The sequence below is a fragment of the Pseudooceanicola atlanticus genome (assembly GCF_000768315.1).
Taxonomy (GTDB): Bacteria; Pseudomonadota; Alphaproteobacteria; order Rhodobacterales; family Rhodobacteraceae; genus Pseudooceanicola; species Pseudooceanicola atlanticus.
Genome location: NZ_AQQX01000008.1, coordinates 1 through 13,082 on the forward strand (window position 1 = coordinate 1; position 13,082 = coordinate 13,082).

Annotated in this window: 14 protein-coding genes; 2 read left to right on the forward strand and 12 right to left on the reverse strand. The window is 53.9% G+C overall.

All coding sequences use genetic code 11. The features are described from left to right. Positions 1 to 63 precede the first annotated feature (63 nt). Positions 64 to 288, reverse strand: coding sequence for a helix-turn-helix domain-containing protein (locus ATO9_RS16085; RefSeq protein ID WP_202902151.1), 225 nt, complete (start codon positions 286 to 288; stop codon positions 64 to 66). Between the two features lie 72 nt (positions 289 to 360). Here ATO9_RS16085 and ATO9_RS23570 point away from each other — a divergent pair, with 72 nt between their 5' ends. After that, positions 361 to 780 carry a helix-turn-helix domain-containing protein gene (locus ATO9_RS23570; protein ID WP_162183077.1) on the forward strand — a complete coding sequence of 140 codons (420 nt, stop codon included), beginning with the start codon at positions 361 to 363 and terminating at the stop codon, positions 778 to 780. 9 nt (positions 781 to 789) lie between these two features. Beyond that, positions 790 to 1,074, forward strand: coding sequence for a hypothetical protein (locus tag ATO9_RS16095; protein ID WP_043751553.1), 285 nt, complete (start codon positions 790 to 792; stop codon positions 1,072 to 1,074). A 105-nt stretch (positions 1,075 to 1,179) separates the two neighbouring features. On the opposite strand, the gene ATO9_RS24335 is transcribed toward ATO9_RS16095, so the two are convergent. The 11 genes from ATO9_RS24335 to ATO9_RS23590 all read right to left on the reverse strand — a co-directional run bounded on the left by ATO9_RS24335 (position 1,180) and on the right by ATO9_RS23590 (position 12,549). After that, the gene (locus ATO9_RS24335; RefSeq protein ID WP_156127892.1) at positions 1,180 to 6,882 is read right to left on the reverse strand and encodes an ATP-binding protein; all 5,703 of its coding nucleotides are present in this window, start codon (positions 6,880 to 6,882) and stop codon (positions 1,180 to 1,182) included. Positions 6,883 to 7,042: 160 nt separating this feature from the next. Next, positions 7,043 to 7,189, reverse strand: a complete 147-nt coding sequence (locus ATO9_RS24340) for an integrase core domain-containing protein (RefSeq protein ID WP_156127893.1) — start codon at positions 7,187 to 7,189, stop codon at positions 7,043 to 7,045. Further along, positions 7,186 to 7,611: a hypothetical protein gene (locus tag ATO9_RS23575; protein ID WP_052418393.1), complete on the reverse strand. Its 426-nt coding sequence runs from the start codon at positions 7,609 to 7,611 to the stop codon at positions 7,186 to 7,188. Before ATO9_RS23575 ends, ATO9_RS24340 begins: the two co-directional genes overlap by 4 nt. A gap of 272 nt (positions 7,612 to 7,883) precedes the next feature. Beyond that, positions 7,884 to 8,171 (reverse strand): HigA family addiction module antitoxin, encoded by a 288-nt coding sequence (locus ATO9_RS16105; RefSeq protein WP_043751556.1) that lies wholly within the window; start codon positions 8,169 to 8,171, stop codon positions 7,884 to 7,886. An 11-nt stretch (positions 8,172 to 8,182) separates the two neighbouring features. Next, entirely contained in the window at positions 8,183 to 8,464 is a 282-nt protein-coding gene (locus ATO9_RS16110; RefSeq protein WP_043751558.1) for a type II toxin-antitoxin system RelE/ParE family toxin, read from the reverse strand. Positions 8,465 to 8,495: 31 nt separating this feature from the next. Next, positions 8,496 to 8,951, reverse strand: a complete 456-nt coding sequence (locus ATO9_RS24345; RefSeq protein ID WP_156127894.1) for a DUF6634 family protein — start codon at positions 8,949 to 8,951, stop codon at positions 8,496 to 8,498. Further along, positions 8,908 to 9,384 carry a hypothetical protein gene (locus tag ATO9_RS16115; protein WP_043751561.1) on the reverse strand — a complete coding sequence of 159 codons (477 nt, stop codon included), beginning with the start codon at positions 9,382 to 9,384 and terminating at the stop codon, positions 8,908 to 8,910. The genes ATO9_RS24345 and ATO9_RS16115 overlap by 44 nt, the downstream gene beginning before the upstream one ends. A 103-nt stretch (positions 9,385 to 9,487) precedes the next feature. Next, on the reverse strand, positions 9,488 to 9,712 hold the full coding sequence (locus tag ATO9_RS24745; protein WP_052418394.1) for a hypothetical protein: 225 nt from the start codon (positions 9,710 to 9,712) through the stop codon (positions 9,488 to 9,490). Between the two features lie 3 nt (positions 9,713 to 9,715). Further along, positions 9,716 to 10,282, reverse strand: a complete 567-nt coding sequence (locus ATO9_RS24750; protein WP_052418395.1) for a hypothetical protein — start codon at positions 10,280 to 10,282, stop codon at positions 9,716 to 9,718. Positions 10,283 to 11,029: 747 nt separating this feature from the next. Beyond that, on the reverse strand, positions 11,030 to 11,359 hold the full coding sequence (locus tag ATO9_RS24755) for a plasmid mobilization protein (RefSeq protein WP_052418396.1): 330 nt from the start codon (positions 11,357 to 11,359) through the stop codon (positions 11,030 to 11,032). Between the two features lie 107 nt (positions 11,360 to 11,466). After that, positions 11,467 to 12,549 carry a helix-turn-helix domain-containing protein gene (locus tag ATO9_RS23590; protein ID WP_052418397.1) on the reverse strand — a complete coding sequence of 361 codons (1,083 nt, stop codon included), beginning with the start codon at positions 12,547 to 12,549 and terminating at the stop codon, positions 11,467 to 11,469. Between the last annotated feature and the right edge of the window lie 533 nt (positions 12,550 to 13,082).

A 13,082-nucleotide genomic window follows, 5' to 3' on the forward strand; every position in this document is an offset into this window, starting at 1 on the left:
GTTGGCGCAGACTCTACATTAAGGTGAGGGATTTCGCGGGGGGCAGGTCATTGGCCATGAGCTTCATTCCCGCCCTGTCGAGTGGCAAGGTCTCACGCTCGGTGCCACCATGTTGTCGGAAACGAACTCTTCAATCGCGTTCCGCGGCAGATAAAAGTTCGATCCGATGCGAAGGTGGCGCAGCTTTCCATCTTTCAGCAGCTGTCTGATCCGTTTCTCCGGCCATCCGCTATGCGCCGCCAGCTCACGCGGTGTGAGGATGTCCAATGTGTCGTAAGTGCTTTCCATCTCCTGCCTCATCTCGCTATGATGTGGAAATGGTGCCCTTGCGGGGCACGATATTGGGATATTAGGTCACAAATGGGTACACCGCAAGGGGTAATCCCTCTGCTGCCAGAGCGATTGAATGCTGTGCGAAAAGGCGCCGAGCTTTCGCAGGTCGATTTCGCGAAACGCCTCGGTCTGTCACCTCGCGGCTACAAGAACTATGAACTGGGTCTCAGGGAGGTGCCGCTCTCTGTCGTGAGTACGGTCCACCAGGAGTTTGATGTCGACCTTCACTGGCTCGTATACGGTGAGGTGGGCAGCGTATCTTCCCTGGCAGCCGAGGGGGCGATGTTAAGGGTCATGCGGAGCGTCCGCGCCTTCGAGAAAAAGCAAGGTGTCGCGCTTTCGGATGAAAAGGCTGATGTCGTGACGACTTATCTTTTTAGGCAGCTCCTGAGACGCCCTGATTTTTCTGATGATGAGATGTGGGAATACCTTGAAACAACGCTTTAGGAGGTCACGATGAACGCTGATGAACTCTCAGAGCGCTTGGACTACAACGAGCGGGTCATTGGAACCAAGATCCTTCGGGCAATGCTGATATTCGCCGGCATTGATGCTGTCGCATACGTAATATTCTTACTGGCCCATATTCTTGGTTCTGATACCTCGTGGCGCGTCATTCCTGGTATTGTTGCCCTGGTGCTGACTTGCGTTGTTCTCGCATTGGGCGCGGTTGTCTTGTACCTTCGGCAGCACTTCCGCCGCAATCAGGTAGCTCTGCAGAACAAGAGCAAAAGACTCTAGTGTTCGCCGCCTGATTGAAGATGTCCAATTGAGGCAGGGCGTTGAAAGCTGAGCCGCAGCTCAGCTTCCTTAAAGCCGACACAAGTCAGTATTGCAGCAAACTTCTCAAATTCTTTCACTGCGTCGCTCATAGATCTTCTTCGCAGCGAAGTAATCGCCCTGTTGCACCTTACTAAATGCAAATTTCTCAACCGCAACTCTCAATCTTACCACTAAATAAAGGTCACTGCCTAAAGCATTCGAGATCTTCTCAAGATCGCCAGTAGAACAGCATGTAGCCACAGCAAAATTCGAACCAAGCCCTCGTAGACGTGCAGGAAACCACTCTTCCAACCAGAACTTCCAGTAAGCGATCGTTTCGCGACCGAACACGAAAGCTACTCGATCGGTGGAGGGTTCAGAAATGTGCGAAGAACCATCGATATTAAACTTCGGCTCAACATAGCCACGCATACAGAGCTCTGCTTGCCAGCGACCGACATCTCGAGGGATGACTCTTTCGACTAATCTATTACCACCCGCCTTGGTCATATGGTCAAAAATCTTGCCTAGCTGTCCCTGATGCTCTTCCTCCGTAACGATCATACATTCCCAATCCACGTCAACTCCGCGCTCATCAGACCGAAGTGGCCCACTAGCAAACAGCGGGACTTCACTGGGAAACCTCCAATTGTCTAAGAAACGCTGTAGCGCCGCGTCACTTATGTCTGCACCGGATAAATTTAAGTCCCCAAATTTCGGCCAAAAGTCAGGGCGCCGACTGGAGGAGATATCCGAAAATGGCTGACCAAACGGTAGGGCGGGAACGAGATATTCAGCTAAGCCTGCATCGTCCAAAATTCCCTTAGAAACGCAGTATCCGATAGTGCGCAGATACGCCGAGACAATCGCACTTTCACAGTTCCAAGAAAGAGAACAGCTCACATTTTCTAGGCTATTATACTTTTCACTTATGAAGTCGCTGTGATTGAAAAAATAAAAAGGCTTACGCTTGGTCAGCTCTTCCCATTCAGCGGCCATCCGGAGGTCAAGCCTAAGGCTGCAGACGTAAGATAACTTTTGTATTAGCACATTCCAAATACTAGGGATGCCATTTTTAGATCGCTCCATCCTCTCCGATAGCCTAAGATTGCCCTTCGAAAAATCTGAGTACTTTAGATTTTCGAACTGAGTGCTGAACCCTAGATTTCCAAGAATGTACTCAGACAACACAGATGGGTATCTTATGGCAGAACGTATTTCAGACTCGGAAAAGGTTCCCGTGCCACTCAACTTCAATACCGATAAAAGATCACAAATATCCGCTTCATAACAAAGCGTGCCCAACTTCTCCAAATACAAGATGCGGAAATTTTCTTCGGTGAGCAGTAGGTTAGAAATTTCTTTCGCAGCTTTCAGCCTCGCCACCTTGTCTGGAATAAAGTAGTAGGCAAGCAACATTCGGCCTGAGACGTTGGCTACTTCCTCGGCCTTTAATGGCAAGTACTCTGGAGGTAAATTTAGGTGCCGAATGCCTGATTCGAATCCGATAAGCATAGCCTCAGTTACGGCAACAGCTTCATCAAACTGCTCTGACTCAATTAAAAATGCAACCAGATTATCAGTTGGTGCCAGATGCCAGGTATTTAATCTAGTGGTTTTTCCCTCGTGATTTAACGTCTTTTGGAGCAGGTCCTGCCAGTTCTTCTTATATATCCGTGCATATTTCTTAAGCTTAACGGTAGACTCTCGGCCACCATACGCAGACCAAAGTTGATTAGTGTTAATATCTCTTATAGCCCACTTGTAAGCGGTTTTCTTACCTTGGAGTCTTCGGCTAAGTTCAAAGACTTCTCCGAGGTTTCGTTCAAGTCCCCACCCTCTGTCTTTGAATTTTCCTGAAATTTCCTCTATCGCCGAAATGACTTTCAGTCCCTCTCCGGCGTCACTCCAGTATTTTATCCAATCAGATATAATTTCTTCGTATGAGAAGTTATTTTCAGATTTCAACGAGGCTTCAAACTCCCCAACTCTCTCAGGTGGGAAATCTGAAAAAACTAGTTTGGTCTCTTGAGGGGATGAGTTAGTTTCCGAAGGTGGCCGGTCGTTGCCTGAATACAGCCCACCCAGAAACTCGATTTGCTCGTCGTGAATACGTTTAAGTTTTTCGCTTCCTGTTGCTCGCTCCTCAAGTGCAATCAGCGACTTTCTTGAAACCAGACATCTAAGCAGGGCCATGTCCGTATGCGATGACGCATCGGTAAACTTAACAAAGGAGGAAAGAATGCAATCGACCGCTCTCCAATTTTGAACTTCTAGATGGTAATCAAGCTCGGCTGATAGCCGATCAAATGAACACTGACCTGTTAGGTCGAAATACCAATTCGGAAGATGTCGAATTTCTCTCTCAGTAAAATCAAAGACTCCGCATGTTGGCGATGACAATCGGCGAAGCCAGCCGGGTACGTCTCCAATGTTCGAATTAGCACAATATTCAATCGCCTGATATAGATCGTGAAATGATATGTCCTTGCGCCAGCCGTGACCAAGCATGTGAAGGCTAGTCAGTTCAAGCAGTGCGTTGGCTTGACAATCACCTTGGAAACGGCGCGCCAAATCGCAAAGCTCCAAAGCATCATTGGCAAGCGTGCCAATGTTATCTGTTCGCCCCCTCAGTTCAACGTACAGTAGTCTAAAATGATACTCTCCGACATGTTTCGGAATGAACTCCTGGCAAGATTTTGAAAGGACAAAATCAAGCCAGACGTTAGAAGAAAAGCTAGGAATTCTTATTAGTTCATCGATTACTTTTTCCGACATCTCCTCGGCCATCTTGGATCTGTACGTCAAAAAGCACAAATCGACAGATATTTCATTGATGGCTCGCGACACACTCGTCAGATGAGATGAAACACTGTGGTCGGCTTCGTGCCACGAGGGGATGTCAACTGCATCCCAAAACTGGAACAACGAAACCGTCGAGAAACGCCCGCTATCGTTGATTTCCTGGGCTACAATCTGGGCTAGACACGTCAGAGCTGTTTTAACGGCGGCCTTGAACTTCTGTTCGTCGGTTCGCGGAATATCAACAAGATCAATAGGATCAGAAATTTTCCTAAGAGCTTGTGAAAATTCATACAAGAAGTGTTCGCGATAGCCAAGTTCGCATATTTCGTCTTCGAGTGCGGGTTCGCTTAGTGAGGCGATGTCTGAGCCGAGTAAAGCGTTTAAAGCTCGTGTTGTGTAGGATATTGTAAGATGTGGTAAATCAGTACGGCCTTCAACATCTATCTCAGCGACTAAGCAGGCCCAAGAAACAAGTTCCTTTGTCTTTTCCGAAAATTTAGCTAAGAAATCGTATGTAGCTACCTCAGCCACAGATTCTGCGTTTCCGTTCTCTATCAGCTTTGATAGATAACGAATTACGAGTTTCTCCTTTTTTCTGACTCTGCCGAAGAAATTCGACAGTAGATCATAATGTGGAGTGGACATCTGTGAAAGAACATCTACGGCTATGTAAACTAGGTCACTTACCCTGTTGGGCCGATGATCGCCTTGAAACTTTACTGCAAGTTCCAGACGGCGCATCACCTCGTAGAAACATCTTTTGCAGATATCGTCATCAAAGGTTCTCGAAACCGCAGGTAGGATCTTGATCTCTTCATCAGAAAGAAACCTCAAGTTATCTAGTTTCAGGAGCTTTGGATATTCATCCTTTTGAAGAATCAAGGCGCACTTGTGAAATAGAGCTTGATCTTGGATTTGCTGTTCAGGCCCATTTAAGACCCTTACTCGAATCCCTCTGAGGCGAACCAGTTCGCTATAAAGACTTTTTTCTAATGCGTATCTCTCGCTCTCTGAGATGATGTGATCGATGTGATCGAGGGAATAACCACTTGAGACTGAGTGTAGCGCCCAGTCCTTCGTCACCCCTTCAAAAAGCACTTCTGGATTTCCTAATTTTGCTTCAATCAGCCACTTCCAGCCCCATTGCCAGTAGTCTGGAGCGCCATTGTCCAACCAGCTTTTGACCCGCTCCATCAGGACGTGTAGCATGTCTTTAAACTCGTCCGTTCCATGAAGAAAGACGGTCAAGCTTCCATGAAAAGGATGAATCCCACTTTGCCGTTGCTCAATTAGATGTTGAACCTCACCGAAGGCGTTTTGAAAGCTAATAGCTTCAGTATAGCATTTTGACAGGTTCCCTTTATCTGGCCATGGGAATTGTACGCACGCGATTAACAGTAAAATATCTTTCGAACCTCTGCTCAGGCCGGTCCAGAGATGCTGATAGTATTGCCTAATGTCCCCATTGGGACATGGCAGAATGTCATCCATCCTGTAGGCTGACAGATGTCTATCTTTTGCCAGTAGATCCCTAACAGAATAGATTAGGTGCAAAGGGTAGCCTCTAGTCTTAGAAACTAGAGCCTCGGTAATTTCATTCAATTCACGGTCAACGTGATTGTCTCCTCCGTTAAGTAGGAATGATTTCGCATCATGCAGGCCAGATAACCAAGACCTGGTCGAAGCAAAATCCATGGGGGGCAGATCAATCCAAAGTTTTTTGGGAGCCGTGCTTGTCAAACTGTTAGGAAGAAAGCTTTCATCAATTGGTTGAGTTCCGAAAAACAGGCAAACTTCCTCTTTCAACGGCACGAGCCTATTGAGGAGATGGGTTAGTTGGGAGATGTCGGGTCGGTCTCGATGCACATGATCAAGTCCGTCAACAATCACTACGAGGTTCTTCCCTTTTTCTTTCAGACTCTTAGAAACTGCACGGACACATTCATTGAATTTCATTTCCTCGATTTGTGACATACTCACATACTCAGGAAACGCCTCTTGAAGCTGGAACATCATCGATTTTATCGCATGTTCGGAGCGAATACGATCTATGACGCTACTTGAACCTAGCCAATAATGGTGTCGTATTACAGTCACCCCACCACCAATGAGCTTCTCGCTCAAATACGATAGATAAGTGCTTTTCCCAATGCCTGGCTGCCCCACGATAACATAACAACCCGGAGCGGACGATTTTGACACTAGATCGGTGTGAAATGATTGCGAGGGTGGTAAGTAATGATCGGGAATAACAAAGTCTTGGGAGAGCTTTTGAACCAAGTTCGCTCTCAAGATTTCTTCAATATCGATCAGGTTCCATGTTCCATCTGGAGAAGGGAAGTTTCGACGTGTAGCTGACTGGCGGATGACTCTCTGAAGACGGTAGAAACCTTCCTCATTCGTATGATCTGGCACCAATCGGTCGTGCAACTTACTTTCAAAGTCCTCAATAAGCTGCTCACTGTGCGCAAAATTGAAGTTCAAGCAAAAGTTCTTGGCTTTCTGGGCGCTACCTAGCTGAAGTTCAAACTTTTCCCTCACAGGTTGTGGCAATTTGTTGTAGTCCAACCTCCTGCCTGTAAGCGCGTTCTTGAACTCTAGGTTAGGGATGCGATTGGTTCTCAGAGATGCGACTGCGAGCTGTCCAGATGCAGTAAACTTTTCAACATCATGAGACCACTTCTGAAGCAAAGAGGTCCCTTTTCCCTCTTGCTTAAGTAACCAGTCGAAGCCCAAAGCCAATTTATCACGAGACGGATCAATGGTGAATTTAACCTGTGTAAGCTCGAACGAGCCATCAGGTCTTTTACAAATGACGTCATCGAGGCCCTTTAAATTTTCTTGTTCAATATCTCCCTCGATTCGAACCCATTCGTACTTTTGGGGGTCATTGTACCAGTCGATAATAAAGCCTATGCAGACCAAATCTTGGTACTCATATCCGGTACGTGTAAGTTGGGTTGGTTTAATGTTGCTCGCCATTGAAGTCTTGTCTTTCAGTTGAAGGCCGAAACTCAGAAACTATCTTTTTTGCGGGTACCCTTCTTGCGGGGACTTGGTTGTAGAATTTATGCGGCCATTCTCAGTTTTAAAACGGGGCTCGCGCCGCCGTTTACTGTGGTGGGCGTTCTGTGTGGTAGGCCTAGAGCCACTCGGTGGCAATCTGCTGCACGTCGTCGATGCTATCGAAGATATGAAAGTCCGGCCATTCGTTTCTGGCCGTTAGATTGTGGCTTGCGGCATCGGCCTTCAGCTGTAGCTTTCCGGACTGGATATAGGTCAGGGTCATCCTTGTGCTCTGCCCATTCCATAAATTTGCCGCTGAAGTCTTCCGAGCAGCAACTGGGCCGCACCATCTTTGGCGCGCCGTCCGATGATATGGTTCAGCGCTCTGACGCCGCTCTCCGCGAGCAGCGAGAAGTCTATCTGAATGCCCGAGCCTTTGCGGTTGAAGTTGTCCAGAACTTTCAGCAAGCGGAACTGGCGACCGTCACCAATCCGATCAGCCATGGAGTCCATCGACCAGTCCTCGCTTACACCTTCCGGCAACTCCAAGGCACTGAGCTTGTCTCGCTTTAGCCGTATGGGCAGCTTGCTCCGCAGGTTCAGTTCCGTCTCGCGGTAGATGAACGAGTAGCGTTCGGCATGTGATGCGAGGGTCGCCAAAGGGCGATCAATCTCTAGCAGGTGATCGAATTTCTGACTGGTCATCGGAAAAGTTCTTCGTCCCTTCGCCTATCCCGAGAGTTTATCACTTTTCCTGCGATTGCAAGCTGTTGGGAATTCTGTTTCGCAATCCGCTCAGCCCAATACCCGCTACTAGCATCATGCCCATTTGGCCATCCGAAGAAAGAGGTTGCCGCCCTTGGCGGCAGCCGCCTTTCCGTCCCCTGCCTTGTGGGGGCGATGTCCTCCAAGGCGGCGGGGACCAGGCCCGACCCGCTCGCATCACGACGGGCCGTAGGGACGGGTCTGGTGCCCGCTCAGGCCACCAAAGGTTCGATTTCGGACACGTCAATTTGCTGGATGGCGGCGTGCATGTCGAAATTGGTCTGCATGTTCATCCAGTATTCTGGGGTCGTGTTAAATACGCGGGCAAGGCGCAGCGCCGTGTCCGGCGTCATGCTCGTCGCACCCTTAACCAGCCGTTCGATACGGGTCCGCGGAACGCCGAGGCGACGGGCCAGTCCGATCGCGCCGATATCAAGCGGATCAAGATACAGCTCTTTCAGGACTTCGCCGGGGTGCATCGGATCGTGAAGCAAACTCATGACGTCTCCTTTCAGTGGTAATCGACGATCTCCACTTCGGCTGGTCCTTTCGGGGTCCAGACGAAGCAGATGCGCCATTGGCCGTTGATCCGCACCGAGTGCTGCCCGGCACGATCTCCCTTCAGTTCCTCGAGGTTGTTGCCAGGAGGGAAGCGTAGGTCTTCCATCGCAACAGCCGCGTCCAGCGCCGTGAGCATTGCCCTCGTGCGCTTCACGAGATCGGCGGGAAACCCTTTACCGTACTTTCCTTGCAAGGCGTTCGTGGCAAGTTTGCCCTTGGCGCTTTGGATCATGACAGGTATGTATCACGACGTGATGCATGTGTCAAGGTGTGATACATTTGCGCTGCGCCCCTTCGCGCCAGATATTTCGATGTGTCTCCAGACGGGCCGCCGTCGCAGCCAGCGCTCGACCTACAGCGCCCTCCGGTCCTGGGATGTCCCCGACCACTTCGCACACAGCACCAAGCCGATACCAGCGGCTGAAGGATCGAAGCCAACCTTTTGAAGTACCGAAATCGTAATGGAAACCGATCACTGGCGACGTCGTGACCCATGGATCAGAAATCGTTGGGTGGCCGCTCAGGTCTCCTTCAGCGCGGATGGCGTCACCCTCGCGCTTGATAAAGAACCAGTTCTGAAGGAGCGGAGCATCTTCCAGGTCGGAAATTTGCGGCCCAGCTTCTGCGGCTTCGATCGCAAAGAGCAGGGCCTCTGGGGGAACCTGACCAATCATATCAACCTGTTTCTCCCTTGCCGTAGAGCCTTTCGATTTCAGCAAAGAAAGCTTCCTCGTCGAGTTCGAACTCCATGCGTTCCATGGGGCGCAGATCATAGGCCAGCACTTTCATGATCACCATGTTGATCGAGAGGGCGTCCTCGTAGGAGCGTGCCGACGGAAGCTCCACATGAAGGTCGTAAGTTCCGTCGTCTCGTGCTGCGATGCGGATCGACCCCTCTTGGGCCTCGCTATCGATCACCACCGCTCCGTCCCTTTTCAGAGCTTTGCAGCGTGTGACGGTCCGGCAATGTTCAAGAACCGGCGGCAAAGAGTCCAGAAGCAACTCCAGCGCATCGGATTTTCCGGGCGGATTGAGGTGGTACGCACGGGTGTTCTCGATGAGGAGAAAAGTGCTGCCAAAAATCTCTCGGATCGCGTTCTGTGTCGTCCGTGCCTCTTGAGCACGTTTCGCTGACTTGGTTGACCTGACCATGAAGTGGCCTCCTTGCTGATGTTAGGTGACTAAGGCCCATCTTGAGGCGAGTTGCTCGGGCTGGGAGCGGGCCGCCTTGGTGGGGTGAGGTCCTGATCGACCTTCACCTCCTGAACCGGAACCCGCGCGGCTGTTTTGCCTCCGGCTCCGGCTTTGCCTCCGGGGCCTGCAAAGACTGCTCCAAGCCGTTCAAGGACTCGTGCAACTCCTTCTGCAAGCGCGCGAGCGATCTCTCTTGCTCGATCAATCTCGTCATGCAGTCTTCCACGCCTTTGCCGAGCTCTTCGACGCAGGACAGCAACTCGCGCTCCAAGTTCGTCAGGGTCATCCGTTACTCCTCTCGCTGAAGACAGGTGCGCCCAGCCCCGGTCCCTAGCGGACAGCGTGTCGGCACGAGGCCGGGCGGCAGGGCGATCAATTCGCCAAGGCCGCCCACGCCCCGGATCGTTCGGCTGCCTTGCAGCGCCTCGGGCGGCTGCGCCAGGCGCGGGGTCGGCGTGGGCTGATTGCTGGCGATCATCAACGTCACCGCCAGGAATGACCCGCTGAGCGTTAGCGCAGCCATAACTCCGCCTACCAGCGCCACCCGCGCCAGCGTGTGCCGGGTCAGCAGCCTGTTGAGCCGCTGGCTGCGCGCTTGGAGCGCTTCGATCCTCTCCTCGATCGCGTTCAGCGTCTCCGTCGTCTCGCGGTTCAGGCTGTGCAGCCGCTTGCGGGTCTGGTTCTCGAACTCGGCCGTATCGCTCGTGATTGTAGAGAAGGCGCTTCTGGCGCTCTTCGTCCACGCGCCGCTCAAGCTCTTCAACTGCGATTCCAGCGAGTCGAGCTGAGAGGTCAGCAGGCTGTCCATGTTCGCCTGGATGCGCGGGTTGAGTTTGCTCTGTGGTCCAGTTTTCATCGAAGATCGCTCCTTTCAGACGCCAGCGCTCGCCGCTGTCTGGGTCCAGTACGGTGAGGTAGGCCTTGCCCTTGCGGGGTAGCTCGAAGCCGATCTCGGTCAGCGCATCGATCATCGACGCGCGGTCCCGGATCGCGCCGATCGCGATCTGGCCGTCGATCCAGCTGTTCAGCTGCCCGCGCGTGGCGGCGCGGGCCGGTTCCTCGGGCACGGCCTGCGTCTGCCGAGCGCGCGCCGGATCGAGCGGATCGGCCCAGCCATGCCGCCGGTTCTCCAGATCCACGAAAGCGCTGAAGGCCGCCTCGTGGCCAGGCGGCGCAATGTTCAGGCTCTTACGGGTCGAAAGCTCCATGCGGGGCATCAGGAAGTGCAGCTCGACGCGCCCAGCGTGGGTGTGACGCACCCAGAGCATGTCGAACTGGTCGCCTTCCAGCCCGGCGCAGGCGAACTCCTCGAAGCGCTGGATGAGTGCGCGCTGCTGGTCCTCTGTCGGCGCGTCCTCGGGGGCGAAGCTGATAACACCGCTCTTGTAGCGCCATTGGTGCGGCACGGCATCGATGAGCGCCTGCATCCGCGCGGGTTGGCCCTCGATGACCGCGGGCAGCGTGGCACGCCGATCCCAGACCTGCTGCCCCCGCGCGTCCCGGATCGCGTTGCGGTGTTCGTCATAGGCCTTCACCGTCTCGGCGATCAGGTAGGCGACGGCGGGGGCAGCCGGCCCCTGACCATGGGGGAAGAACTTTACCATCATGCCCGCCAGTCCTCGCGCAGGCCGTCCAGCTCCCGTTCGATGGCGACCAGCGAAGCGGAGAGGGCCAACAGGTCGATCCGGTCCAGCGTGCCGAGCTTACGCGCCGCGTTCAGCGCACGGGCGATCTGGTTGAGGTTGGCCCCGATGCGCAACAGTGCGACCAGCAGATCCGGGTCGGCTTCGGGGACCACCTTCCGATGACCGCTGCGCACCAAGGGCAACCGTTCGCGGAGCAGCTCGGCCAGCGGACGCCGGGCGCGCCGGGCTTCCACCTCGAGGCGCGCCTTCTCCGAAGCAGAGCAGCGGAACGCGATGGTTTCGGTCAACGGCTCGGCGTATTTGGGCGTCCTGCTCTTGGCGGGGTTCGAAGGGGCGGCAGGCCCCTCGCATGGTCCCGTGTGCAACACGGGTGACCTTGCTGTCTTCCGATCAGTCACGGACGCACCTCGCCTGTATTGCGTCTTAGCTCAGCCACGAGTGCTGCAATGGCCGCGTCGCCGCGCGTTGTTTTCCGCGTCAATCCGATGAAGGCTGCCGCCGGGTTACGCACCGCGAAGCGGTCGTGCCTCCCGGCGTTCCTGTCAGCGATGACCAGGCAGAGCAGCAAGCGCAGCTCTCCCAGCCGGTCGCGCGCTGCATCCCATTCCAGCCCGGATATCCCCAGCATCTGCGCCCGTTCTCGTGCCGCCAGCGCCAGGGTTCTTCTGCTGGGTCGGGCCCCTTCGTCGGCCGCTTCGGCGTAGACCTGAATGACCTCGGCCATCTCGTCGCTGGCCAACAGACAGACCTGAGCCGGGCTGATCGAAACCTCGGGCTCGGGTCTACAGGTTTCGATTTTCTTATCTCTCTTGGTATCAGGTCGGACCAAACTGTCCGACGGCGCGGTCTGAACTGTCTGACCGGAGGCGGGCGAAAACTCGGCGAGGATGACCTCCAGCGCGTCGATCAGCGCGAACATCCGACCGGCGTCCCGGACCTCGGAGGGTCGTAGACGCGGGAAGGCCTCACGCGCTGCAATGAGCGCCTTCGGCGCATCGAGGCTGCGAATCTGCCGGATCAGATCGTTCAGCCGGTTCCGGTCCTCCTTTAGCTCTTCCGCCGCACGCGCTGTCCGACGGATGCGCGCCAGCAACTCCGGTGCACGCTCGATGAGCGGCGCGAAGTTGATGCCGCCCGCCGAGACGATACGGCCGTCCTCGCTCCGCCGACCGAAACGCCGGCCATTCGCCGCGCCGGTCCGGAGAACCAGCCCGCGCTCCTCCAGCCGGGTCTCTATTCGCGTGATCCTGCGGATGTGGAAGTTCATGCGATCGGCCAGGCCCGCGACGCGCTCCCAGACGGCGCAGATGCGGCCGGGCAAGAAGTCCTCCGCGCGGGCCAGCCGGAAGACGCAGCGCAGGTAAGCCAGGTCCTCGTCGCGCAGGCCCAGTTCGGTGCGCAGCTTGGCGAGCACGTCGAGGAGTTCAAACGGCTTCACGCCTGCGGGGAGGCCGGAATGGGTCAGCGTGATGCTCATGACGCACTCCCAATGCTTGCGGCAGAGGAAGCGGCGCGGTATGAAGCAGGACGATATACTTTTGTTTTGCCGTCGGTGGGAGTTGCAGCTTCCCCGGCGGTTTTTCTTTGCCTGAAAGGCATTTCAGGGCGTTTCGCAGAGTCACGGTTCGTTCTACGTGTGTCCTGCGAAATTTCTCGACTAACCATTTGATTGGGCGCATTATTCGTCCAATTTAGGTTCTGGCGCCTTTGGTGTGGGGGTTCGAGTCCCTTCACCCGCACCATTCATTAACCAGCTCAAAAACGGTTGGCCGTGTAGAGAACGGCCATTCCCTCACACACCTGCGAATGTGGTCGTGAGGGCCTGCTCTGGCTCCATCGGCATAGTTCCCGGAACCCAGACACATCCATTATGCAGGACAGATCGCGAGACTTGTTTTTGTGGTCCCCCGAACAACTCGGCATGATGTGGCAGATCCGCCTTGCACGTTGGCTTTGCGGCGCATAGAAGGGCGCCTGATTTGGCCGGCGCGTTGCGACCGGCCCCGCGAC

What these genes read in the sequence shown, in the direction of transcription:
- ATO9_RS23570 (WP_162183077.1), top strand. Translation starts at nt 361, where the DNA reads ATGGGTACACCGCAAGGGGTAATCCCTCTGCTGCCAGAGCGATTGAAT.
- ATO9_RS16085 (WP_202902151.1), bottom strand. Translation starts at nt 288, where the DNA reads ATGGAAAGCACTTACGACACATTGGACATCCTCACACCGCGTGAGCTG.
- ATO9_RS24340 (WP_156127893.1), bottom strand. Translation starts at nt 7,189, where the DNA reads ATGACCCTGACCTATATCCAGTCCGGAAAGCTACAGCTGAAGGCCGAT.
- ATO9_RS16105 (WP_043751556.1), bottom strand. Translation starts at nt 8,171, where the DNA reads ATGAGTTTGCTTCACGATCCGATGCACCCCGGCGAAGTCCTGAAAGAG.
- ATO9_RS24745 (WP_052418394.1), bottom strand. Translation starts at nt 9,712, where the DNA reads ATGACCCTGACGAACTTGGAGCGCGAGTTGCTGTCCTGCGTCGAAGAG.
- ATO9_RS24335 (WP_156127892.1), bottom strand. Translation starts at nt 6,882, where the DNA reads ATGGCGAGCAACATTAAACCAACCCAACTTACACGTACCGGATATGAG.
- ATO9_RS23575 (WP_052418393.1), bottom strand. Translation starts at nt 7,611, where the DNA reads ATGACCAGTCAGAAATTCGATCACCTGCTAGAGATTGATCGCCCTTTG.
- ATO9_RS16110 (WP_043751558.1), bottom strand. Translation starts at nt 8,464, where the DNA reads ATGATCCAAAGCGCCAAGGGCAAACTTGCCACGAACGCCTTGCAAGGA.
- ATO9_RS16115 (WP_043751561.1), bottom strand. Translation starts at nt 9,384, where the DNA reads ATGGTCAGGTCAACCAAGTCAGCGAAACGTGCTCAAGAGGCACGGACG.
- ATO9_RS16095 (WP_043751553.1), top strand. Translation starts at nt 790, where the DNA reads ATGAACGCTGATGAACTCTCAGAGCGCTTGGACTACAACGAGCGGGTC.
- ATO9_RS24750 (WP_052418395.1), bottom strand. Translation starts at nt 10,282, where the DNA reads ATGAAAACTGGACCACAGAGCAAACTCAACCCGCGCATCCAGGCGAAC.
- ATO9_RS23590 (WP_052418397.1), bottom strand. Translation starts at nt 12,549, where the DNA reads ATGAGCATCACGCTGACCCATTCCGGCCTCCCCGCAGGCGTGAAGCCG.